Source organism: Actinopolyspora lacussalsi, assembly GCA_030803735.1.
GTDB lineage: Bacteria > Actinomycetota > Actinomycetes > Mycobacteriales > Pseudonocardiaceae > Actinopolyspora > Actinopolyspora lacussalsi.
This window is the reverse complement of the sequence record JAURUC010000001.1, coordinates 4,765,005-4,788,162: the sequence shown is the minus strand read 5'-3', so window position 1 is coordinate 4,788,162 and position 23,158 is coordinate 4,765,005. Positions and strand designations below refer to the sequence as shown.

Annotated in this window: 20 protein-coding genes; 9 read left to right on the top strand and 11 right to left on the bottom strand. The window is 67.3% G+C overall.

Features of this window, described 5'->3' with window-relative positions:
* Window positions 1-113: 113 nt before the first annotated feature.
* Window positions 114-2,135 (bottom strand): transglycosylase domain-containing protein, encoded by a 2,022-nt coding sequence (locus tag J2S53_RS21390; RefSeq protein WP_456242492.1) that lies wholly within the window; start codon window positions 2,133-2,135, stop codon window positions 114-116.
* Window positions 2,136-2,641: 506 nt separating this feature from the next.
* Here J2S53_RS21390 and J2S53_RS21385 point away from each other — a divergent pair.
* Complete coding sequence (locus J2S53_RS21385; protein ID WP_456242491.1) at window positions 2,642-3,022, top strand: hypothetical protein; 381 nt, start codon at window positions 2,642-2,644, stop codon at window positions 3,020-3,022.
* A 271-nt stretch (window positions 3,023-3,293) separates the two neighbouring features.
* Here the strand turns inward: J2S53_RS21385 and J2S53_RS21380 are convergent, their stop codons facing one another.
* From J2S53_RS21380 to J2S53_RS21370, 3 genes are all read right to left on the bottom strand, one after another.
* Window positions 3,294-3,770 (bottom strand): hypothetical protein, encoded by a 477-nt coding sequence (locus J2S53_RS21380; protein ID WP_456242490.1) that lies wholly within the window; start codon window positions 3,768-3,770, stop codon window positions 3,294-3,296.
* Window positions 3,771-3,919: 149 nt separating this feature from the next.
* Window positions 3,920-4,753 (bottom strand): DUF6319 family protein, encoded by an 834-nt coding sequence (locus tag J2S53_RS21375; RefSeq protein WP_456242489.1) that lies wholly within the window; start codon window positions 4,751-4,753, stop codon window positions 3,920-3,922.
* 175 nt (window positions 4,754-4,928) lie between these two features.
* Window positions 4,929-6,425 (bottom strand): flavin-containing monooxygenase, encoded by a 1,497-nt coding sequence (locus tag J2S53_RS21370; RefSeq protein ID WP_456242488.1) that lies wholly within the window; start codon window positions 6,423-6,425, stop codon window positions 4,929-4,931.
* Window positions 6,426-6,510: 85 nt separating this feature from the next.
* On the opposite strand from J2S53_RS21370, the gene J2S53_RS21365 reads away from it, so the two are divergent.
* Together J2S53_RS21365 and J2S53_RS21360 are read left to right on the top strand one after the other, a co-directional pair.
* The gene (locus J2S53_RS21365; protein ID WP_456242487.1) at window positions 6,511-7,239 is read left to right on the top strand and encodes a TetR/AcrR family transcriptional regulator; all 729 of its coding nucleotides are present in this window, start codon (window positions 6,511-6,513) and stop codon (window positions 7,237-7,239) included.
* Between the two features lie 171 nt (window positions 7,240-7,410).
* Complete coding sequence (locus tag J2S53_RS21360) at window positions 7,411-8,256, top strand: hypothetical protein (RefSeq protein WP_456242486.1); 846 nt, start codon at window positions 7,411-7,413, stop codon at window positions 8,254-8,256.
* Window positions 8,257-8,514: 258 nt separating this feature from the next.
* On the opposite strand, the gene J2S53_RS21355 is transcribed toward J2S53_RS21360, so the two are convergent.
* From J2S53_RS21355 to J2S53_RS21335, 5 genes are all read right to left on the bottom strand, one after another.
* Window positions 8,515-10,737, bottom strand: coding sequence for a 3-hydroxyacyl-CoA dehydrogenase NAD-binding domain-containing protein (locus tag J2S53_RS21355; protein WP_456242485.1), 2,223 nt, complete (start codon window positions 10,735-10,737; stop codon window positions 8,515-8,517).
* A gap of 155 nt (window positions 10,738-10,892) precedes the next feature.
* Window positions 10,893-12,110, bottom strand: a complete 1,218-nt coding sequence (locus J2S53_RS21350; RefSeq protein WP_092976026.1) for an acetyl-CoA C-acetyltransferase — start codon at window positions 12,108-12,110, stop codon at window positions 10,893-10,895.
* A 207-nt stretch (window positions 12,111-12,317) separates the two neighbouring features.
* On the bottom strand, window positions 12,318-13,652 hold the full coding sequence (locus J2S53_RS21345; protein ID WP_130469324.1) for a (Fe-S)-binding protein: 1,335 nt from the start codon (window positions 13,650-13,652) through the stop codon (window positions 12,318-12,320).
* A gap of 302 nt (window positions 13,653-13,954) precedes the next feature.
* On the bottom strand, window positions 13,955-15,241 hold the full coding sequence (locus J2S53_RS21340) for an FAD-binding oxidoreductase (RefSeq protein ID WP_456242484.1): 1,287 nt from the start codon (window positions 15,239-15,241) through the stop codon (window positions 13,955-13,957).
* Window positions 15,241-16,764 carry an FAD-linked oxidase C-terminal domain-containing protein gene (locus J2S53_RS21335; protein WP_456242483.1) on the bottom strand — a complete coding sequence of 508 codons (1,524 nt, stop codon included), beginning with the start codon at window positions 16,762-16,764 and terminating at the stop codon, window positions 15,241-15,243. Before J2S53_RS21335 ends, J2S53_RS21340 begins: the two co-directional genes overlap by 1 nt.
* Before the next feature lie 229 nt (window positions 16,765-16,993).
* Between J2S53_RS21335 and J2S53_RS21330 the strand changes: the two genes are divergently transcribed.
* The 6 genes from J2S53_RS21330 (at window position 16,994) to J2S53_RS21305 (ending at window position 21,107) form a co-directional block, all read left to right on the top strand.
* Window positions 16,994-17,494, top strand: a complete 501-nt coding sequence (locus J2S53_RS21330; protein ID WP_456242482.1) for a YbaB/EbfC family nucleoid-associated protein — start codon at window positions 16,994-16,996, stop codon at window positions 17,492-17,494.
* A gap of 7 nt (window positions 17,495-17,501) precedes the next feature.
* Window positions 17,502-17,876, top strand: a complete 375-nt coding sequence (locus tag J2S53_RS21325) for a type VII secretion target (RefSeq protein WP_456242481.1) — start codon at window positions 17,502-17,504, stop codon at window positions 17,874-17,876.
* Between the two features lie 12 nt (window positions 17,877-17,888).
* Window positions 17,889-19,199, top strand: coding sequence for a WXG100 family type VII secretion target (locus J2S53_RS21320; RefSeq protein ID WP_456242480.1), 1,311 nt, complete (start codon window positions 17,889-17,891; stop codon window positions 19,197-19,199).
* A gap of 22 nt (window positions 19,200-19,221) precedes the next feature.
* Window positions 19,222-19,983: a hypothetical protein gene (locus tag J2S53_RS21315; protein ID WP_456242479.1), complete on the top strand. Its 762-nt coding sequence runs from the start codon at window positions 19,222-19,224 to the stop codon at window positions 19,981-19,983.
* Between the two features lie 7 nt (window positions 19,984-19,990).
* Entirely contained in the window at window positions 19,991-20,665 is a 675-nt protein-coding gene (locus J2S53_RS21310; RefSeq protein ID WP_456242478.1) for a hypothetical protein, read from the top strand.
* Window positions 20,666-20,750: 85 nt separating this feature from the next.
* On the top strand, window positions 20,751-21,107 hold the full coding sequence (locus J2S53_RS21305; RefSeq protein ID WP_456242477.1) for a hypothetical protein: 357 nt from the start codon (window positions 20,751-20,753) through the stop codon (window positions 21,105-21,107).
* A gap of 3 nt (window positions 21,108-21,110) precedes the next feature.
* Here J2S53_RS21305 and J2S53_RS21300 read toward each other — a convergent pair whose 3' ends face one another.
* Window positions 21,111-21,995, bottom strand: a complete 885-nt coding sequence (locus J2S53_RS21300) for an oxygenase MpaB family protein (protein ID WP_456242476.1) — start codon at window positions 21,993-21,995, stop codon at window positions 21,111-21,113.
* A 6-nt stretch (window positions 21,996-22,001) separates the two neighbouring features.
* Window positions 22,002-23,153, bottom strand: coding sequence for an alkaline phosphatase family protein (locus J2S53_RS21295; RefSeq protein ID WP_456242475.1), 1,152 nt, complete (start codon window positions 23,151-23,153; stop codon window positions 22,002-22,004).
* Between the last annotated feature and the right edge of the window lie 5 nt (window positions 23,154-23,158).

The window sequence follows — 23,158 nt, the reverse complement described above, 5'->3', positions numbered from 1 at the left end:
CGGGGGCCACCGGCCGTGCCCCCGTTCGAGGCGGTGCCACTGTGGGCCGAACACACCGAACGAAAACGGCCCGGCCGGCCATCTGGGGGACGCCGGCCGGGCCGTCGTACGTCTCAGAACTCGGGCAGCTGCTTGACCGGAAGACCCTCGTGCACCGTGTTCATGGCCGGATAGAACGTCCGCGCCGGAATGGTGCCACCGAAGAGGTTCCCGCCCGTGTTGCTGCACTGGTAAGGCGCCGCACTGCCGTTGACGCAGATGCCCTCGTAGGGCGGGCCGTCGGTGTAGGTCATCACGGCGCCCGCCATCTGCGGAGTGGCACCGACCAGCACGGCGGACTGGTAGTACTGCGTGGTTCCCGTCTTGGCCATCAGCGGCCTGGTCCAGCCCGCGGACTCGGCGGCGGCGTGCGAGGTACCGCCCGCCTTGTGGTCGTCGGCCAGCCCCTGCGCCAGTCCGTGCGCGGTGCGCGGCGCGACCACCTGTGAACAGGACTCCTCGTTGACCTGGACCGGGTTGCCGTCGCGGTCGGTGATCGACTCCACCGGAGTGGGCGGGCACCACTTGCCGTCGCTGGCGATGGTGGCCATGACGTTGGACAGCTCCAGCACGCTCACCGGTGTGACACCGAGCGTGAACGAGCCCTGCCTGCTCTGCTTGATGTCCTTCGCCTTGGAGATCTTCTCGTCCGTGTCGGAGTCACCGTCGGCATCCACCATCCGACTGAGACTGTGGCGCAGCCCCAGTTTCTCTGCCATGTCCACGGCGTTGTTCAGCCCGACCCGTTCCAGCAACCAAACGAACCCGGTGTTCGGGGAGGTGGCCAGCGCGTCCCGCAGGCTTCTGTTCCCGGTGGAGACGCCCTCGGCGTTGTGCACGGTCCACTGCTGCCCGTGGCCGAACTGGTGCGTCGTGTAAGCGGACGGAACCGGAATCGTGTCGTTCGGGCTCCACCCCTGCTGGATCGCGGCGGCGGCGGTGAAGATCTTGAACACCGAACCGGCTCCTTGGGGAATCACTTCGGTGGTGATGTTGTAGGCCGTCTGTCCCTTGCTGGCGTCGTTGCCGTAGTCGCGGTTGGCGACCAACGCCCGGACCTTGTGGCTGTTCTGGCCCGGTTCCACGATCGCCATCGGGTTGGCGATGTTGTCGGAGTTCTTGGGCACCTGCGCCTCGGCCGCCTTCTTGGCCGACTTGGTGGCCTCGGGATCCATCGTGGTGTGGATGGTGTAGCCGCCGTTCTCCAGCTCCTTGTCACTGAAACCGGCCTCGTTGAGGTAGTCCCGCAGGTAGGAGCAGAAGAATCCGTTGGTGGCGCTGCCGCCCGCGCTCACGCAGCTGCTCGGCGGCCGGCCCAGCGGGGAGAGCACCCCGAGCGGCTGCTGCTTGGCACGCTCGGCGTCCTCCTTGGTGATCCGGAAGTTGTTGTTCGGCTCGGCCATCCGATCGATGACCTCGTTGCGCCGCTCCCGCGCCGCGTCCGGGTTGCTGTTCGGGTTGAGCGCGCCGGGGGCGTTGACGATCGCGGCCAGCAGCGCGGCCTGCTGAATGTTCAACTGGTCCGGGCCGATGCCGAAGTAGGTCTGGGCGGCGGCTCCCACACCGAACGTCTGGTTGCCGAACGGCACCACGTTCAGGTAAGAGGAGAGGATCTCACCCTTGCTCATGGTGCGTTCGAGCTCCACGGCCAACCGCGCCTCGCGCAGCTTGCGGGCGATGGTGGTGGCCTGGGCGTCGTGGCGCTCCACCTTGTTGTCGGCCGCCACGTGCACCAGGTAGTTCTTCACGTACTGCTGCGTGATCGTGGAGGCGCCCTCCTGCACGGAGCCACTGCTGATGTTGGTGGCCAGCGCGCGCATGGTGCCCTGCCAGTCGACACCGTTGTGATCCCAGAACCGCTTGTCCTCGATCGCGGTGATGGCCGAGCGCATGGTGTCGGCGATCTGGTCCGAGGAGGTGGGGACCCGGTAGTCGTCGTAGAAATGGGCGATCGGATCGCCGTTGCGGTCGAGCACCTCGGTGGTAAGCGGCATTCGCGCCTTCTCCAGCGAATCCGACATCCGGGACATGGCCGAGGTCGTCTCGTTCACCATCGCACCGGCACCGATGGCGGCGGGCAGCATCAGACTCGCCACCAGCACACCTGAAAGCACACAAAGACCGAAGAGTTTTAACAGCACGCCGCCGCGCCGCACGCAAGCCCCAATCACACTCGTGTTCACCGAGCAGAGCATCGACATCGGGGCCCGGCGCGCATGCCGCGTTCCAACGGCGCTGCTGGATCCGGACCCCGCGAGGGAAAGGTGGCGCCGGGTCGGACCGGGCACCGATCCCGGATCCCCCGTCGTCGCTCGCTTACTTGATATCACACCGCACGTCGCCAGTAACCGGGTCGCACCGGAAAAAGTGGACTTCACCGGGGAAAACCACTCGAACGCAGGCGTCCGGGTGAGTGATGTCACCGAAAAGCAACCGGAATCGTGTGACGACGCTCGGTAATTCGTGAAGACCGCCGCGCGAACCGGAAAGCCCCTGCCCGAACACCGGTGAACCTCACGAGCTTCCCGAAGCGCAACGGATCGCACCGGTGTCACTCACGAATCGCGAACACAGTGGATACCCGAATGGATACACTGGGCGAATGACCGATCCCTTCCTGGACTCCATCGCCGCGGCCCTGGCCGGGCAGGCCGCGGCGGCGCTCGGCAGCGCGGGCTCGGCGGCGCTGGCGAAGGTGCGGGAGCTCGTGCGAGGCAAGTCCGAAGCGGACCCGCGGACCGGGGCGGCGCTGGAAGCCGCCGAGGACCGTCCCGCCGATCACCCGAAAGTCATTGCGCTGGCCGAACGGCTCGAACAACTCGAACACGACGATCCCGAGTTCGGCGCACGATTGCGCGAGGTGGGTGAACCCGTACATCAGCGGCTGCGGGCCACCGGCAACCGGACGGTCAACCAGTTCAACGGCAACGCGCACAACGTGGTGCAGGGTGAAACGTTCGACCGGATCGAGTTCAACGGCTAGTTGAACTCTCCGGCTGACCGTAGGTACGCGGGTGGCGGAACCTCTCGCACGGCTCTCGCTGTGGGGACGCTCGACATCGGGTAGCGACCTACGCGGCGAGCGGCCCGGCCTCGCGATGCATCCGACTCAAGCACCGGGGTTACCCGCGCTGCTTACCCGCATGGTCCCGTCCCGACGAACAGCGCCGCGATTTCGTGGGAAATCGCCGCGCCCGGTACGGCGGCGCGCCCCGAGCTCCGTCAATTTCTCGCGAAATCGACGCGGGCGAGGATCAGCGGTGTCGTGAGTCGGCGGCGTTGAGCTCGGCGAGATAGCGGTTGTACTCGACGAGCTGCGGATCCTCCTCCTCGGTGACCGATGGCGCGCGCTCCGGAACCGGGGAACGTCTCGGGTGTTCCGGACCGCTGTCCTCGGCGACACGGTTCGGGACAGCCGTGGGCGACGATCCCGCCTCGTCCGCCTCCTCGTGGGCATCGGCAGCCGGAGCGGACAGTTCCGGTGCCATGACCGGTTCGGCCGCTTCCTCCTCCGCGCTGCCGAGCGAGATCCGGATCACCTGGTACCACAGGAATACGGTGAACGCACCGAACAGCGGCCACTGCAGTGCGTATCCGAGGTTCTGGAAACTACCCCCCGCGTCGTGGGCACGTTCCCACTGCCACCAGCCCAGCCAGCCGGTGGCGACGACGGCGGCGAGAAACACCAGGTGCAGCAGTACCCAGCCCGGCGAAAGCAGACGGCCCTTCACGCGACCCATTGTAGGTTCGAGTGCACGTCGCCGCCGCCACTGCCTCTCCGCGAGTCAGGCTTCCCGCCCGTGCACGACCGAACCGGCGGGCGGCGTACCGCGCGGCGGGCGACGAGCACGCCACTCGCCGCCCGGTACGCGACCGGCCGTCACCGGGTGCCGAGTTCCTCCAGCCTGCGCTGGGCCTCGTCGAGCTCGCGCTGCAGCTGCTCCACCCTGGCGCGCTGGTGTTCCCGCTCCGCCTCCAGCAAGGGCTCAACCGCCTGCGCGACGTCGTCGTGCAGCGCTTTCGCCGCCTGTCCCACGGCGGAGGCCGGGACGTCGGTCGGACGCAGTACCCGCTTCCTACCGTTGCTGACCTCGACGCTCCAATGCCCGTCCTCGCCCGCGGTGAGAATGATGGTCGCACCCGCGGGACGACGCGGGGAGTTGTTCTTGGACGTACTCCCGCCCGTACGGGAAGTACCGTTGCGCTTGGAACCGGTCGACTCGGTCTTGTTCGACTGTTCCCCTGCACTCGAGGAGGACGCTGAACCACCGGATCGTTTCGACGTCCCCGCGGTGTCGGTGCCGCGTTCGGCCGCTCCGGAGTCCTTCGCCGTGTTCGTCGTGCCGCCCGGATCACCCGTAGCCGCGGACGTGGTGGCGGTCGGCCCGGTTCGAGCCGGCTCGGCGGGGGTGTCCGGCTGAGCCTCGTCGGCACCCTTCTTCTTGGCGGCCCGACCGGTCTCCTTGCGTTTCGGTGCGGGCTTGTCCAGGGTCACCTCGGCTGCCGAGAAGGACAGCACGTCCTTGGATCCTGCGGGTTTGACCTGCAGGAACTCCCCTTCCGCAGGCTCGTCCATGGCGACGACCTTGCCGGAGCGCCCGGCGTCGACGCCGACCGCCGAACCGGTGAACCACACGGTGGGTGTGGTTCCGTTGTCCAGTTCCTCACGAAGGCCGCTGATCTGTTCGGAGGACAGCGCACGGGCCTCGGACATTTACGCTCCCGAGTGGACAACGGCAGCCGCCCGCCTCGCCGCTCGGCGTATCGGACACCGGTCGTACCCGCGCGGAATCCGCGGGAGCCGCTCCGACGCGCGGCGGTCGGGAGGCTTGCCGGGATGGGCTCACACGACCTGACCGCCGCAGCTTATCGAACGTCCGTGCGAATCCTCAACGCGCCCCGGAGCGCTGGAGCTCGTAGTCCTTCGGATCGGCCTTGCGGGTCTGCCACCAGTAGTTCCAGGTGAAACCGGGCCAGAGGGTGCGGTTGACCCCGTTGGCGTCCAGGTACCAGCTCTGGCAGCCGCCGTCCGACCACACGGCATCGGCGAGGTGCGACTGGATCCGCTCGTTGAACTCGTCCTGGGCCGACTGGCGCACGTCGGCCTGGGTGAACTCGCCCCGAAGCAGTGGGCGCAGGATGCTGAGCACGTAGTTGATCTGCGACTCGATCATGAACACCACCGAGTTGTGCCCCAGCCCGGTGTTCGGCCCGAGCAGGAAGTACAGGTTGGGGAAACCGGAGACCGTTATCCCCTTGTGCGCCTCCATGCCGTCCTTCCACGCGTCCCGCAGCTTGCGGCCACCCCTGCCGACGATCTCCAGGTGGTCGAACGCGTCGGTGACGTGGAATCCGGTGCCGAAGACGATCACGTCCACCGGGTGTTCGACCCCCTCGCCGTCGACCACCGAGTTCTCGCGCACCTCGGCGACACCGCTCGTGTTGAGATCCACATTGGACCGGTTCAGCGCGGGATAGAAGTCGCTGGAGAGCAGGATCCGCTTGCACCCCATCGAGTAGTCCGGGGTGACCGCCTCACGGATACGCTTGTCGTGCACCTGTTTGCGGATGAACCGCTTGGCCAACCACTGCGAGACGCGCTGCAGCCGGGGCTCGCGCAGCACGGCCACCGAACGTATCTCCAGCGTCATGTAGATGGCGAACCGCACGGCGCGCTGCAGGAAGGGAACGTAGCGGAAGGCGCGGCGCAGTTTCGCCGGAATCGGGCGATCCGGCTTCGGCTGGATCCACGGCGGCGTGCGCTGGAACAGGTTCAGCCTCGACGCCTGCTTGGCGACCTGCGGGACGAACTGGATCGCGCTGGCCCCGGTCCCCACCACCGCGACCCGTTTGCCGGTGAGGTCGTAGTCGTGGTTCCAGTCGGCCGAGTGAAAGGCCTCGCCCCGGAAGCGCTCCAGTCCCGGCAGGTCCGGGTAGTTCGGGATGTGCAGTGCGCCCACCCCGGAAACCAGCGCCCTGCCCACGTACTCGGTGCCGTCGGCTGTGGAGACGTGCCACCGGTGCGTCTGCTCGTCCCACTCCGCGCCGGTGAACTCGACCCCGTAGTGGATGTGCTTTTCGACGTCGTACTTCTCGGCGCAGTGGCGCAGGTACTGCTCGATCTCGCCCTGCTCGGCGAACATCCTCGACCAGTCGGGGTTCTGCTCGAAGGAGAACGAGTACATCAGGGAGGGGACGTCACAGGCGCACCCGGGGTAGGTGTTGTCCCGCCAGGTCCCCCCTAGCTCCCGGGACTTCTCCAGCAGGACGAAGTCCTCGACGCCCTCCATCTTGAGCCGGATGGCGGTGCCCAATCCCGAGAAACCGCTACCGACGATGACCACGGAGGTGTCGTACCTGTGTTGTTCCCGCGGTTCGTTACCCATCCCCCGGTACCTCCCGAACGAAGCGACGTGAGCTTACCAGTCAGTAGGTTACTACGAGTAGGTTACTTGCGGTAGGGTTGATTTCGTGGAGATCGCACAGCGGGCGGGCTCGGGCCGCAAACGGATGTCGAGGGCCGAACGGGAACAGCAGATCCTGGGGATCGCGGAGGAAGTGTTCGCCGAGCGCGGCTACCAGGCTGCGGCCATGGACGACATCGCGCAGCGCGTCGGCCTGTCCAAACCGATGCTGTACGAGTACTTCGGTTCCAAGGAAGGGCTGCTGCTGGCCTGTCTGGAGCGGGCCAAACGCGAACTGCTGGAGTGCACCTCCGCCGCGGCGGCCAGTGCCGAGAGTCCCGAGCAACTGCTGCACGACGGACTGCTGGCCTTCTTCCGGTTCGGCGAGGACCACAAGCAGTCCTGGGCGCTGCTGCGCAACGAATCGGCCGTTCCCGGCATGGAGTTGGACACCGAGCTGGAGGGGATCCGCAGGCAGCAGGTGGGTTTCACCTCGGACATGCTGCGCATGTCGCTGCCGGAGACCGACGAGTACCGCATGGAGGCCTTCGCCGAAGCGATCATCGGGGCCTGCGAGCGCATGGCGCTGTGGCGGGAGAATCACCCGGAGGTCACCCCGGAGATGGCCACCGAGCACCTGATGGCGCTGATCGGCCCGAGCCTGTCCGGCGAGGCACGCTCGTTCTCCGAACCGGCGTACTCCGAACCGGCGTCTTCCGAACAGACCTCCGTCACGTGGGAACCGCTCGGTCGAACAACCCGCTCACCGGAATCGTCTTCACACGATCAGGGGTAGTAGAAGCTCAGGTCTCAAGATCCACGAGTGCCCTTCCGATGCGATCGCGTAGGTCGATTGTCACGTGTACGCGCGTCCTCCGAAAGGACGCCGCGCCCGGCGTGTCACGACCCACGCCCGTGAACTCGGATTCAAGGAGTACTGATCTTGCGCCCCTGGACCACGCGCACGTTGAACGCTGTTGTTGTGGCCGCGGGGTTCGCCGCAGCCGGAACGGGAGTGGCAGCCGCCGACTCCCCCGAAGCAACGACGCCGGACCTCACCAAGCCGGACCTCTCCCAGGTTCCCGACGAGATCGACTTCACCGCCCCGCTGGACACCTGCAAGAACCCGGGTGGTGTCCCCGGACGGGAGAAGATGCCCTGCGCTGACACCACGCTGCGCACGAACGCCCCCAACCTCGTCAAGGAGGTCGGCACCGAGATCTCCAGGCTCGGCCACGGTGTCGCCGACGAGGTCCGTGACGGCGAACCGACACTGCAGTCGGGTGAGGCGACCAGGTTGCTCGGTCAGGTGGCGAACACCACCGCACGAGCCGAGCAGTGGACCAAGACCCGGCCGGAGGTCGGCGTCAACGTCCAGCCCGACCACACCGGTGTGTTGCGGGAGAAGAACGATAACGCCGAGTTGCTCGACGCGGAGGTCGGACCGCGCGGTGAGACCCACGAAGGTGTGTCCACCCTGGACACCGCTGTGGACGCCACCGTCGCGCAGGGCTACGACAGCAAGCCGCTGACCAACCCGGTCGGTGCTGTGGGCAAGGTGGCCGAGAACAACCCGCTCCAGATGTCCGGCAAGCCGGTCGAGCTGCCCGAGGTGGAACACGTGGTTCCCGCGACGAAGCAGGTCCCGACGGTTCGCCGGGTGGACGACAACCCGTCCGGAGCGGTGCGGGACGCGGCGACCGGCCTGGTCGAGAACCCTTCGGAGACACTGTCACTGGGCAAGGGAACCAGCCTCAACGAGGGCAGGACCCTTCCCGTCGGTGAGGTTCTTCGCAACGCGCCACTGAACTGACCGACGCTCGGGCGCGGGGACTCTCCCGCGCCCGAGCCGAGCGGCCGTCGGGACGACGAGCACCGCGACCACCGGGACCACCGGGACAGCCATCTTGAACTCCAGCATCGGTACCGGTGTTGCCCAGGAATGTGTGGTCGTGCGAGACCCCGAACTGACCGGGGAAGCCGAGGACGCGGCAGCGGGGCCGGAGACGAAGTGAGCGGGTCGCCTCCCCCGCCCAGGGAGGCGACCCGCTCACGTCTCGGAAGGACGGGATCAGGCCGCGGCGGCGGCCACGATCTCCTTGTCCGGTTCCCCGATCTCGAAGACCTCACCGGATTCGGCCCTGGCAACCAGGGAGGCGGGGGGCTCGAACCGGGCACCGTACTGTTCGGCCAGCTGCCGGGCACGCGCCACGAAACCGCGCAGTCCGCCCTCGTAGCCGTTCATGTACTGCACCACGCCCCCGGTTCCGGGCGGGAAACCGATCCCGAAGATCGAACCGATGTTGGCGTCCGGCACGGAGGTGAGCACCCCCTCGTCCATGCAGCGCACCGTCTCCAGCGCCTGCACGAACAGCATGCGTTCCCGCAGGTCGTGCAGCACGATCCGTTCCGGGTCGACCCCGTCAGTACCGAAGTGCTCGCCCAGTCCGCTCCACAGCCCCAACCGGCTGCCGTCCTCGGAGTACTCGTAGAAACCGGCCCCGGAGGAACGCCCCTGGCGGCCGAACTCCTCGACCATCCGATCCAGGACGGGATCCGCCGGGTGATCGCTCCAGCTACCGCCCGCGGCCTCGACCGCCTTGCGGGTCTCCTCCCGGATCTTGCGGGGCAGCGTGAGGGTGAGCTCGTCGTACAGCTGCAGCACCGGGGCGGGAAAGCCCGCCTGCGAGGCGGCCTGCTCGATCGAGGGGGCGGGTATCCCCTCGCCCAGCATCGCCACTCCCTCGTTGAGGAAGGTGCCGATCACGCGACTGGTGAAGAAGCCCCGGCTGTCCTGCACCACGATCGGGGTCTTGTTGATCTGGCGAACCACGTCGAAGGCCCTGGCCAGCGCACGGTCACTGGTGCGCTCACCGCGAATGATCTCGACCAGCGGCATCTTGTCCACCGGCGAGAAGAAGTGCAGCCCGATGAAGTCCTCCGGCCTGCTCGCCCCCTCCGCGAGGTCGGTGATCGGCAGTGTGGAGGTGTTCGAGGTGAGCAGCGCGTCGCTGTCGACGTACTGCTCGGCCTCGGCGTAGACCCGGTGCTTGACCGCGGGATCCTCGAAGACCGCCTCGATGACGAGGTCACAGCCCTCCAGCTCTCGCGCCTGGTCGGTGGCGGTGATCCTGGCGAGCACGTCATCACGTTCCCGCTCGGTGATCCTGCCCTTGTGCAGTGCCTTGTCCAGCACCTTGGCCGAGTACTGCTTGCCCTGCTCGGCGGAATCGGCGGAGACGTCCTTGAGCACGACCCGCATTCCCGCCTTGGCGCAGACGTAGGCGATGCCCGCCCCCATCATGCCGCCACCGAGCACACCGACCTTCTCGGCCGACCACTGCGGCTGTCCGTCCGGCCTGCTGCCACCGGAGTTGATGTGTTCCAGGTCGAAGAAGAACGCCTTGCTCATGTTCTTCGAGGTCTGCCCGCACATCAACTCGACGAAGTAGCGCCCCTCGATGGTGAAGGCGGTGTCCACATCGACCTGTGCGCCCTCCACCGCGGCGCAGAGGATGCTCTTGGGAGCGGGCAGATCGGCGCCCTTGAGCTGTTTGCGCACGTTGGCGGGGAACGCGGGCAGGTTGGCCGCGAACTTCGGATCGGATGGGGTACCGCCTGGGATCCGGAAACCCTTGCGATCCCAGGGCTGGCTCGCCTCCGGGTTCTCCTTGATCCATTCCCTGGCGCGCCGCAGCATGTCGTCCCGGTCGTCCACGACCTCGTCGATCAGCCCGATCTCGCGAGCCTTCTCCGGACGCAGCCGCTGGCCCTGCGTGAGCACCCCGAGCAGCGCGTCGGCTATGCCGAGCATCCGCACGGTACGAACGACACCACCACCACCGGGCAGCAGGCCGAGACTCACCTCGGGAAAGCCGAACCTGGCCTTGGGCGAGTCCAGCGCGACGCGGTGATGGCAGGCCAGCGCGATCTCCAGGCCACCGCCGAGAGCCGTACCGTTGAGGGCGGCGACGACCGGCACGCCGAGGGTTTCCAACCTGCGGAGCTGCTGCTTGGCGGCGGTGCTGCTCTCGGCGGCACGCGTCACGTTCTCGGGGCGCGCCTTGATCAGTTCCCGCAGGTCACCACCGGCGAAGAAGGTGCTCTTTCCCGAGGTGAGGATCACCCCGCTGATGCTCTCGCGTTCGTTCTCCAGCCGCTGCACGGTTTGTTCCATGGAGCGCAGGTAGCGCTCGTTCATGGTGTTGGCCTGCTGCTCCGGGTCGTCGAGAGTGAGAACGACGACGCCGTCGGCGTCGGGACCCTCCCAGCGGATGGTGCTCTGTTCGCTCATTGATCCGTCCTTGGAAGCCGTTTTCGGAAGTTGGTCGGGTGGCCTGGGTGGAGTGAATGAACCGCGCGGCCCGGGATTCGGCCGGAGTGGCCGAATCGGTCGCGGCTCGGCAGCCGGGATCCGGGGGCTTCGGGTTCTACCCGGGGCTTCGGGGTCTACTCGGTCACTCGTTCGACGATCGTCGCGATTCCCATTCCGCCCCCGATGCACAGCGTCGCCAGGCCGTAGCGCTGGCCGCGTCGTTCGAGTTCGTCGACGAGCGTGCCCAGGATCATCGCCCCGGTCGCGCCGAGGGGGTGTCCCATCGCGATCGCGCCGCCGTTGACGTTGACCTTCTCGTGCGGGACGCCGAAGTCCTTCATGAACTTCAGCGGCACGGCCGCGAACGCCTCGTTGATCTCGACGAGGTCGATGTCGGAGATGTCGAGTTCCGCCTTGCCCAGCGCCTTGCGGACGGCGGGCCCCGGCCCGGTGAGCATGATCGTCGGGTCCGCGCCGCTCAGGGCGGCGGAGACGACGCGGGCGCGCGGGCGCATCCCGCTGCGCTCGCCGAACCGCTCACCGCCGATCAGGGTGAGCGCTGCTCCGTCGACGATGCCCGAGGAGTTGCCGGGCGTGTGCACGTGGTTGATCTTCTCGACCCAGTGGTACTTCTGCTGGGCGACGGCGTCGAAGCCACCCATGTCGCCGATGCCGGCGAACGAGGGTTCCAGACCGGACAGCCCCTCGACGGTGGTGTTGGGCCTGACGTGTTCGTCGCGTTCCAGGACGGTCATGCCGTTGCGGTCGCTCACCCCGACGACGGATTCGGAGAAGCGGCCGTCGGCCCACGCCTTGGCGGCGCGCGTCTGCGACTCGGCGGCGAAGGCGTCGACCGCGTCCCGGTCGAAGCCCTCCAGGGTGGCGATCAGATCGGCGCCGATCCCCTGGGGGACGAAGGACGTTTCCAGGTTAGTCTCGGGGTCCATCGCCCAGGCTCCGCCGTCGGTACCCATGGGCACGCGGGACATGGCCTCGACCCCGCCGGCCAGCACGGCGTCCTCCCAGCCGGAACGGATCTTCTGGGCGGCTGTGTTCACGGCTTCCAGCCCGGAGGCGCAGAACCGGTTGAGCTGCACGCCGCTGACGGTTTCGGGAAGTCCCGCCGCGAGCGCGGCGGCCTTGGCGATGTCGCCGCCCTGGTCACCTACCGGTGTGACGACGCCGAGCACCAGGTCGTCGAGAACTTCCGGGTCCAGGTTGGGGTGACGGCGACGCAGCTCCTCCACCAGCCCGACGACGAGGCTGATCGGCTTCGTCCCGTACAGCGCGCCGGTTTTCTTGCCGCGACCGCGCGGGGTGCGGATCGCGTCGTAGACAAAGGCCTCGGACATGTGTGGGGTGCCTCCTCGTTGCGGCTTTCCTCCAGGGAGAGTGTGACACCAAGACTGTCACAGTCAATAGGATATATTCTCCCGGCACCGGCGGTGTGTAGTGCCTACTCGGTGTAGTACCTACTCGATGTCGGGCCGCCCGGAACAGGAGCCGGCGGAAGGTTCCCGCCGAACAGGCATCCCGACGAGCCGACGGGAAAACCTCGATCAGGCGGAGTCGCGCAGCAGCGACTCGACCGAACGCCCGCGGATCGCGGCGTCGAGCAGCTGCACCGTGTGTGCCATCGGCATTCGCTCCCCCTTGGCGCGCAGCGCCGTCCGGATCTGCATCGAGCAACCCGGATTGGCGGTCACCAACAGATCGGCCCCGGTGTCGAGCACGTTGTCGGCCTTGCGCGCACCGAGCTCGGCCGCGGCGACGGGACGCAGCAGGTTGTAGACCCCGGCCGACCCGCAGCACAGCTCGCCACGGTTGATCTCACGAAGTTCGAGTCCGGGAATCGTCCGCAGCAGTTCGCGGGGTTGGGCCCGGACACCCTGACCGTGACTGAGGTGGCAGGCGTCGTGATAGGCGATCCGCACCGGCAGCGAACCGCGCGTCGCCACCGGACCCAGTTCGACGAGCACTTCGGAGATGTCACGCACCCGCTCGGCGAACTCCGCCGCGCGCGGGGCGTACAACGGGTCCCCCGCGAGCAGTCGCGGGTACTCCTTCATCGCCGAACCGCAACCCGCCGAGTTGACCACCACGTAGTCCACCCCGGCGGTGTCGAACGCGTCCAGGGTCGCCCGCGCGAACCGCTTGGCCTCCTCCTCGCGGCCGGAGTGCTCGCTCAGCGCACCGCAACATCCCTGGGCGGGCGGAATCACCACCTCGCAGCCCTCCGCTGCGAGCACCCTCGCGGTCGCCGCGTTGACGTCCGGGAAGAAGGCGTGCTGCACACAGCCGGTGAGCATGCCCACAACGGCTCGGCGCGGACCGGCGGCGGGCACACGCTCCGGAAGCGGCGCGGCGCGCCTTATCGGGGGTGCGAGCGACTCCATCGTGCGCACCTCGGCGGGCAGCCTGTTCAGCAGCCCACTGCGCCGCAGCAAAGCCCCGAGCCCGAGACGCTGGTACAGCGCCAGTGGGCCGCGCAGCAGGCGCAGGCGGCGTCGGTGGGGAAAGAGCGCGAAGATCGCCGCGCGCCACCAGCGCTGCCACCTCCCACGGGGATGATTACGTTCCACCTGGGCACGGGTCTGACTGAGCAGCGTGCCGTACTGCACCCCCGAGGGACAGGCAGTCACGCAGGCCATGCAACCCAGGCAGTTGTCGAAGTGCTCGACCATGCTCTCCGAGAGGGGCTCCCCGTCGAGGCCCGCTTCCATCAGGTGAATGCGGCCACGCGGCGAATCCATCTCCTCGCCCCACAGCTCGTAGGTGGGGCAGGTGGGCAGACAGAATCCACAGTGCACGCAGTCGTCGATCAGCCCCCGTTCGGGCGGGTTGAACACGTCGAACGCACCGTCCGGACCGGAACGCTCCGAGCCCTCACTCATCACTGTCCCCTCGGAAGTGTCTGGAATTGTTCCGATGTTCACCGAACCGAGCGTCGGGTCGGAGTTACGGACATATCGCCGAACCTTTCGCGTACCGACATCCGTTCGTCCCTTCTTCTCGGCGCGACAGCGCCGAACCACCACTCACGCCGACCGACCACCCGCGGGTTCTCTCGTGGTGCTCTCGCGAGGAAGGCCCGACGTTGTGTAGGTGCCTACCCGATGTCGGGCCTCCCCGCAGCGAGAGCCCGCGAGAGGTTCCGCAAAGCGACCACCCAGGCGAACCGGGTAACGAAACACCGCTAGAGGCCTCCCACGAAACGCCCGGGTGATAGCCGGTACTCCGGGTCGAACTGCTCCTTGACCCGGCGCAGCAGGTTGAACACCCCCGGCTCCGGTGTCTCCCAGGGCTCGACCAGCTCCAGCACCGCGACCGGCGCGCGCAGCACCGTGGTGTGACCGTGCAGCCGAGCGGTCGCGGACCGCAACCGGGAAACCGCATCACCGGTCCGGGCGGCTCCGGCTTCGGCCGGGACACCACCCAGCAGCACTCCGGCACCCGCCGATCCGCGCACGGCCAGCGAGACCCCGGCCTCACGTGCCGACCGCTCGGTGTGGTCCAGCAGCGACGCGAGCTCGGCCGGTTCCGCGGCGAAGCGCAGCCCGGTCGCCGTGCCGGGGTCGAACGGATACTCGCCCCACCACGACGGCGCGGCGCGTTCCACCCCGGCGGTGACGTCCAGTTCCGCCCCGAGCCACTCGGCCAGCTCCCACGCACGCTGCTCGGTCGCTCCCGGCATGCCCTCCAACTGCGCGCAGACCTCGATGGGGGAGTCGGGATCCGGCCGGTCGAGCTCGATCCCGGTGGGCACGGCCTGCGAGGAACGCAGCGAGCGCACCGCTGCCGCCGCCGCGTCGGCACGGGACACGCGCAACGTGACCCACCGGTACTCGGCCGCCAACGGGTGCAGCCGGAAGGTCGTCTCGGCGATCACGCCGAGGGTGCCGTAGGAACCGGTGTAGAGCTTGCCCAGGTCGTAACCGGCGACGTTCTTGACCACCTTGCCGCCGGAAGCGGTGATCTCACCGTCGGCACGGACCACCCGGACACCGATGAGCAGGTCCCGCACCGTGCCGAACAGCTGACGACAGGGGCCGGCGGAGGCGGTGGCGACGATTCCGCCGAGAGTGGCGCCGGGCAACGGGTGATCCACGGAAAGCTGCTGCCCCGCCGCCGCGGCGCTCCGCCGGACCAGGGAAAGCGGGGTGCCCGCCGTGGCACGCAGCACCAGGTCGCCCGAGGCGTGCTCCAGCACGCCCTCGGTTCCCGAGGTGTCGAGAACCAGGTCCACACCGCTGGGCGCCGCACCCCAGTCCAGCTTGCTGCCCCCGCCGCGCGGCACTACCCGTAGCCGGTGCGCGGCGGCCACGCGCAGTACCTCCGAGATCTGCTCCGTGCTGTTCACCCGCGCCACCCAGCGCGGGGGCACTCCCCGCACCGCGTCGGCCTCCGTGGCGTCGTGCAGATCGTCGGTGCCCAGCACGCCCGCCAGTTCGGTGCGTGCGGAGTCCACGGTCCGAGAAGTCATCAGAATTCGTCCGCCAATCCGGCCTCGGCGAGTGGGTGCGCGCCGCGTCGCGGCCCCGGCACCTCGCCACAGAGCCTGGGAGTCGGGAAGACCTTGCCGGGATTGCACACCCCGACCGGATCGAACGCGCAGCGCACGTACTGCATGGTGTCCAGGTCCTGCGGGGTGAACATGCGCCCCATGTAACGGACCTTGTCAGCTCCGACGCCGTGCTCACCGGTTATGGACCCACCGTGCTCGACGCACAGGTCCAGGATCGCGCCGGAGACCTCCTCGGCCCGCTCGGACGCGCCGGGAACGGAGCTGTCGAACAGCACCAACGGGTGCAGGTTCCCGTCACCCGCGTGGAAGACGTTGGCCACCCGGACCCCGGATCGTGCCGACAACTCCGCGATCCGGCGCAGCACCTCGGGAAGCGCCGTCCGGGGGATCACCCCGTCCTGCACGATGTAGTCGGGGCTGATCCTGCCGACAGCGGCGAAGGCGGACTTGCGGCCCTTCCAGATCAGGGCCCGTTCGGCTTCGTCGGCCGCGCTCCGGATCTCGAAGGCGCCGCGCTCGGTGCAGTACCTCCTGACCTCGGTGAAGGTGTGCTCCACCTCGGCTTCGGGGCCGTCCAGCTCCACGATGAGCACCGCCCCCGCACCTTCGGGGTAGCCGCACCGCACGGCCTGTTCCGCGGCGGCGATGGAGAGCTCGTCCATCATCTCGATGGCGGCTGGGGTGACTCCGGCGGCGATGATGGCCGATACCGCCTCCCCCGCCTCGTCGGTGGAGGAGAACCCGGCCAGCAGGGTTCGCACCTTCTCGGGTTGCCGCAGCAGTCGCACGGTGATCGAGGTGACCACGCCCAGCGTTCCCTCGCTGCCTACGAAGGCACCGAGCAGGTCGTAGCCGGGTGCGTCCCTGGCGGGGCCGCCCAGTTCGACGGTCGCCCCGTCCGGGGTCACCACGGTCATCGACAGCACGTGATTGGTGGTGAAGCCGTACTTCAGGCAGTGCGCTCCCCCGGAGTTCTCGGCCACGTTGCCGCCCACCGAGCAGACCTGCTGGCTGGAGGGATCGGGGGCGAAGTAGTAGCCGTAGGGCGCGGCGGCCTTGGTGACGTCGAGGTTGATCACGCCGGGCTCGACGACGGCCCGCTCGTTGTCGATGTCGACCTCCAGGATCCGACGCATCCTGGAGGTGACCACCAGCACCCCGTCGGAGCGGGGCAGCGCCCCCGCCGAGAGCCCGGTACCGGAACCCCGCGCCACGAAGGGCACCCCGTGCTCGGAGCAGGCCGACACCGTCGTGGCCACCTGCTCGGCGTCTTCCGGCAGCACCACCACTGCGGGAACCGAGCGGTGGGAGGAGAGACCGTCGCACTCGTAGGCGCGCAGCTGCTGCCGGTCGGTGATCACCGCCCCCTCGGGCAGCGACGCGCGCAGTCGCGTGACGCACCCCTCGACATCCGGTGGACCCGTCCCCTCGCGCGACGGGGACGTCGTCTCCCCATGCCGGGGGATATCGGTGGTGGACATCGGCGGACTCCTCACCTGGCCGTGCAACACGGAGCGCACCTGGCAGTGGCGTGACGTGGACCATAGGTCCGCGTTGACACCGACCACAACAGATCAACCGGGTGTGTTCGACACCACAACGAGAGTCTACGCGTGGTCACCGGCTCCTGATTTCGTGAACAGGGCACGAAATCCCGCGGGAGCGCGATAAAGTCCGCCACGGACGAAGTCGATCTTGCAGGGGAACATCGTGGACGTTTCGGACCGCATCCAGCGGATGATGTCCGACTTCGAGCAGCAGGCCGCCAAGGCAGCCGAGGTCAAGGACCGGATGAGCGAGCTGCGCGGCACGGCACGCAGCGAGGACGGCAACATCGAGGTCACTGTCGCCCCCTCGGGAGCGGTGCTGGACCTGCGACTCGAATCGGGGGCCGTGCGGCAGTCCCACACCGCACTGCAACAGTCCCTGTTGGACACCATCCGGCAGGCGACCCAGGACGCCGCCGCGCGAATGGACGAGACGGTGCAGCCGCTCCTCGGTGACCGGGCGGAGCAGTTCAAGCAGGCGTTCAACTCGCACGGCGCACAGCCGGTGACTCCGGAGTCGGGTGGTGAAGCGGCCGGAGGCGGAACGGGCACCGCGTCCACCGGTTCGACGAACGCTCCGCGAGGGTCCTCCGGCGCGGGTGGCAGCCGCCCGGAGGGGGACAACGAGGACGACGACTTCTCCGACGGTTCTTTCCTGAGGTGAGCTGCCGTTGTCCACGAAACTGGGAGTCCAAACCGAGGCGCTCTACGCCTACCGCGACGGTTCGCAGCAGGTCGCGGGACATCTGGAACAACTTTCCGAGGTAATTGAGCAGGCCAGGGTCAGCCATGACTGCTTCGGGCCGATCGGCTACATGCTGGCGCGGGGCTACTTCAACTCACTGCAGGAGTGCCGGGACTCGGCCTCGAAGGCCGGCCAATTCATGGACAACACCGGCAAGGCCGTCGCCGAATGCGCCCAGAACTACACCGACACGGACGAGGCCGAGTCCGGCAAGATCGCCAAGATCGACCTGAGCGCCATGCGACCGAGCGGGTCCGGACCGGGCGTTCTGTCCGATGTGACCGGTGCCGGTGCGGACTAGGCCCGTACCGAGATGGAGCAGATCGCGAGTTACGGCAGTTCCTGGGCCTCGTCGTCGCAGAGCCTGGAACGGGCCGGTGATCCGCCGAGCATCGCGATCGCCACGGTCAACGCGCGTTCCGAGCAGCTCAACGCGCTGACCAGCCCGGGCCAGGCGTTCATCGACAACGGGCTGGGCTTTCTCATCTCGATCGTGATCAGCCCGCTGGTGGAGCTGATCCTGGAACCGGCCGTGGGCGATCCGGCCCAGATGCGCGGCACCGGCAAGGGCTGGGCCGAGGTCGCGGACTGGGTGGACCGGCTCGCCGGGCACGAGGGCGATCGCGCACAGGCCACCGAAACCGTCTGGGAGGGGCAGGCCGCGGACGCCTTCCGCAAGCAGATGGACGAGTTCGTCTCGGGAGCCAAGGCGCTGGCGACCGACATCCGGGGGATGAAGGAGTCGCTGGACCTCGCGGCTGATCTGTTCGACGCGTTCGTGGAGATGTGCATCGACATCATCCAGGAACTTGTGATCGGACTGATCGTCGAGTGGCTGGCGGCGCTGGCCGCCTCCTGGATCACGGCGGGGGCCTCGGTGGGTGCGGCCTCCGGGATGACCGCAGCGCAGGTGGCCATCACCGGAACCCGGCTGGGCAACAAGGTCGCCAACCTGTTCCACAAGCTCAAGCCCATCGTCACCAAGCTCGAGGACCTGCTGCAGAGCCTGCGCAAGGGGCCGTTGAACGAGCTCGTGGAGAAAATGAACCACCTTCGCAACGGGAACATGATCCAACGGTGGGCGGGGCGGCAGCTGGATTCGAATCCGGTCACGAAGCTCGTCACGCGGGGCTCCGACAACGCCACCGAGATCCGCAATGCGAAGACGGCTTTGTCGAATGCCCAGGAAAGACTCGACAACAGCGGTTCGCTTCCCGAAGAGCAACAAAGATTGCTGCGACAAGAAGTACAAGACGCACAAAAACGCTACGACGAGATCAACACCGCCTCCACCACTCCGAACCGGTTCATGAAGGACCGGGAGGCGGACCCGGAGACCAGTTACAAGAACGACGGCACTGTTCGGACGTCCTGGGCCGGCAACATCAAGACCTACCAGCCCGGTGTCCAGGGTGAACAGGCTTCGGCGGCCAACATCGCCCAAGCGGGGCTCAACGCGGCCGGGTTGACCGGCGAAGCACGCTTCACCAGCGCCGTGTGGCATCAGGGCATGGATGCGGTAGTCAGCGAAGGCGTCGAGCAAGGAGTCAAACAGGGCTACGACGAGAGCACCGAACGCACCTACGAACAGCGTCAGGCCGCGCAGGAACGCGGCTTCACCTGATTCCTTCGGACAAGGAGACCGGATGGGTTTGGACTCCCCACTACCCCGATCACTGGAGGCACGCGCCACCTGGTGCCATCCCGACGAGGCGATCCGCTGGGTATTCGCGCAACGGTCGGTCCGCTACGACGTGACAGGACTGGACACCACCGGCAGCCCACTCCCCGGGTGGGGAAAACGACTCGGCCAGGGAATCAAACGAGCCGCGGGCGGCGCGGGGATGGCCGTGCTGGGGGCGGGGCTCTCGATAGCCACCGGTGAGATCCCGGTACGTGAAGGCGGAACCAACGGCCCCGCGCCGAGCGTGCCCGACTTCCCGAACGTCACAGTGTTCGGAGCGGACCCGGACAGCGAGGCAGCACGCCTGCTGTCGCAGCAGGAGCTGGCACGGCTGATGGGCAACGACAGCATCAACCTGGACAAACTGGCGGGCGACTGGATCCTCACCTCACAGCGACTGGCGCTCCTGGTTCCGGAGGGCGGCTTCACGCAGCGGTCCGGAGCCACGGGTCTGGTAAGCGGCGCGGTGTCGTGGGCGAGCAAGAACGTGCGCAAGTACGGCGACAACGAGGCGGGCAAGCCGTTGGAACCGAACACGCTGACCAGCTTCCTGGAAATCCCCCGTTCCTCGATCACCGGTTTCGACACCGCGGACAGGTCCACGGGCAGCGAGGAGAACCCCAGGACCGAGCGGTGCTTCCGGATGACACTGCGGGACGGTTCCGGTTTCGATCTCCACAAACCGAAACCGGCAGCAGAAGAACTAGCCGAAATGACCAGGTGAACACGCCATGTTCGAAAAAATAAAAACCAACAAGACACTGAAAGAATTCGACCAGAGAAAAGAGTGGGAAAACAGGATCAAGGAGACCTGGGCACTACCGGACGAAGAGTTCGAATCAGTAATAACGACCTCTCCCAAACATGCCGCCTCGATCGTCAACGGCGAGCCGCACATCCCGCACACCCCGCTCAGCGAGACTCCTGGAGTCGAACTCGACCGCCCCGAGTGGCCATTGCCCTCCGAAATCATCTCCAATGGGTGTTTCCTGGAGGACGAGTGGGCAAATGATCCCACGATCGGCTACTTGGCCGTGGCAACCAGCCCGAAACACGAGGCGGTAAGGGTGGTCGACCACTTGTCGGTGGGCTACGAGCGATCAGCTCTGGTAATAACCGACCGACGCCTGGCCGTGGTAATTGAATCCCAACTGCTGAAATCCCCACCCGCGAACAAGAACAACCTCGGAAGCAACATAATCGGCAAAGCAAGTCGCTTCGCGAGGCAAACCCAGGAAACAGCCGAAAAAATGAGCGACCAAGAAACAGAAATCTCATTTTCGACGCTACACGAGACCGATATATCAAAAGTGACGAACAAGCAGTACGTGCTTCTCGGCAAGGAAGTTCCGCGTCGCAGCTTCTTCGTAGTGGACTTCAGCGACGGGTCGCGACTCTACCGTTGACGAGAACGACATTTCTCACCTCCGAACCCGACAATACGACTTCCCGAAAGTCGTACAACCGGCGGAACCCGAAACGATAGGAACCATGGTAAAAGTCAAGAAGAACGAGCCGACGCGCCGCAAGGACAGGTCGGCCCCGTTCTGCGTCATCACCGGCGTCCTCTTCGTGGTCTGCGTGACCATCGCAGCTGCTATCGGGGAGTTGAACCTCGACTACGGCACGAGCGGTTCCACCTGGACGCCCGTATTCAACGCCGCGCTGACGGCGGCGTGGGTGTTCGACCTGCTGTTCCTGATCGGCTACCTGAACGCGGGCGAAATCTCGGGGAACACCGACAACATCCTGGCCAACCTCGCAAAGGGCCTGCTGAAGGTGGTGATGATCCTGTTCGGAGGCGCCTACCTGCTCATCATGCCGCTCAACCTCATCGCGATCTGGTAGGGCTCACCGGTCCGGCAGCGCCCCGAGGTCACCGAGCCGGTAGCCGTTCGGATACCCAGGGTAGCTGAGCTTCTTGCCGCGTCCCAGCCTGCTGACCTGCCGCGCGGGACGCAGGCGTTCGAGCGCCCCGTGCAGCCGCAGCGCGGCGGTGACCGCACTCGTCTCCCAATTCTTCGGCTCCGGAAAACCGAACGCCGTGCGCATCGCCGGTTCCAGCCCGGCGATGAAGCCACGGCGGGCGAGTCCCCGCAACGGCTTCGGGAACCAGGCGCAGACCATCGCGAGGTTGTGGCGGCCGACCTCGTGGTTGCTGTCGGCGTACCTGAAGTGCTCGGCCTCGTAATCGCGGTTGAACCGGTCGAACTCCTCGTAGCCGGGAATCCCGCGTATTCCCATTCGAACGCCGATCTGGTGGTAGTGCCAGTACGCCGCCGTCCGCTCGTGGTCGCTCAGGGGCCGCCAACCGTAGGCGTCGATCCACCTGATCGGTTCGTAGACGAAGGTGGACAGCACGTAGAGCATGTCGTCGTTGCTGATGTCGTAGCGGCCGTGCATCCGGTTGACCATGCGCAGCGCCTGCTTGCCCCGCTGCGAGTCGTAACCGTGCCTGCCCATCTCCTCCATCAGTATCGAGGTGTCGTCGTAGCGCTGCTGGGCCCTGCACTCGAACTCCCCCGTGTGACGCAGCAGTTCGGAGATGCTGGGGACGCAGAAGGTGCGGAACAGCGCGAGTTCCAACGCCCGCGTGTAGTCCCAGGGGAACTCCAAACCGGCCGAGATCCGGTACACCAGCGTGTGCTCGCGTTCCGGGTCCAGCCGTCGGATCAGCCGCAGCCGTGCGTACTTGCCCAACGGATCGAACCCGCGTTCACCAGCGGTACGGGACACCGAAAATCACCCTCGCGCGACCAGCAGTGGAATGTACTGCTCGTCGGCGGTCAGCGAGCCGTGCTGCCCGAGCAGTGCGGCGGCGTGGGGCTCGGCCGACGAGCGGATCACTCCATTGTGGCGTGCGACAGCGATCACGTCACCTATCCGGTCAAGAACTCCCTCGGATATCACCGATCCGAACCAACCGGCAGCGATGGCCTCCGCCGCGGTGAGCACCGTCGCGTCGGAACCGAGCCTGCTCCGCCACGTGGCCAGCACGTCCTCGGTCGCTCCGGGCTCGGTGTAGACGTGCCGCACACGCACCTCGCCGCCGACCAGCCGTACCCCTTCGGAAAGCTCGGGGTCGGTGTCGGCGTCCGGCGAGCTGCCCGGCTCGAAGGGGACCATGCCGTGATCGGCCACCACCAGCAGCTGGGTCCCGGCGGGGAGCCGTTCGGCGATCGACTCGACCAGTCGGTCCACCTGACGCAGCTGCATCCGCCACGGCTGCGATCCCGGCCCGTGAACGTGTCCGAGCATGTCCAGCTGCCCGTGGTAGCCATAGCACAGCACGGGAGACGGAGCCTCCATCCCCGCGAGCAGCTGCGCTGCCAGGTCCCCGAGCGCGTTGACGCCTCGCAGTTCGCCACCTCGCAGTGCCGCCCTGGTCAGCCCGGTTCCCGCGAACTCGGCCGGTACCGCCAGCCGGGTGTCCACCCCGGCCGCCACGGCACGTTGCGGCACGGTCTCCTTCGGTTGAACCGTCTCGGGAGGCCATGCGTCGAGCAAGCTCGTGTCCTTGTCGGAACCGTCCCGCCTGCTCCAGGACAACGGTCGCAGCAACGCGCCACCGGGTTCGGCGAAGGAGTAACCGACCACGCCGTGCTCCCCCGAGCAGCAACCGGTCCCCAGCGAGGCGATGCTGGTGGCGGTGGTGGTGGGGAAACCGGCAGCGCCCGGCCTGCCGGTGTCCAGTTCGGCCAGTACCGGGGCATCGGCGGCGTACTCGCGCAGCAGCCGCCAACCGAGACCGTCGACGAGCAGCACAGCCGCCGAGGAGCACTCGGACAGTCCCATCCGGTCGGTGAACCCCGGCGTCCCCATCGCTCCCAGCGCCGAGGGCAGCGTGTCCGCCAGCTGCCACTCGGCCGCGTCCGGGGCGACGATCCAGTCCATGGCCG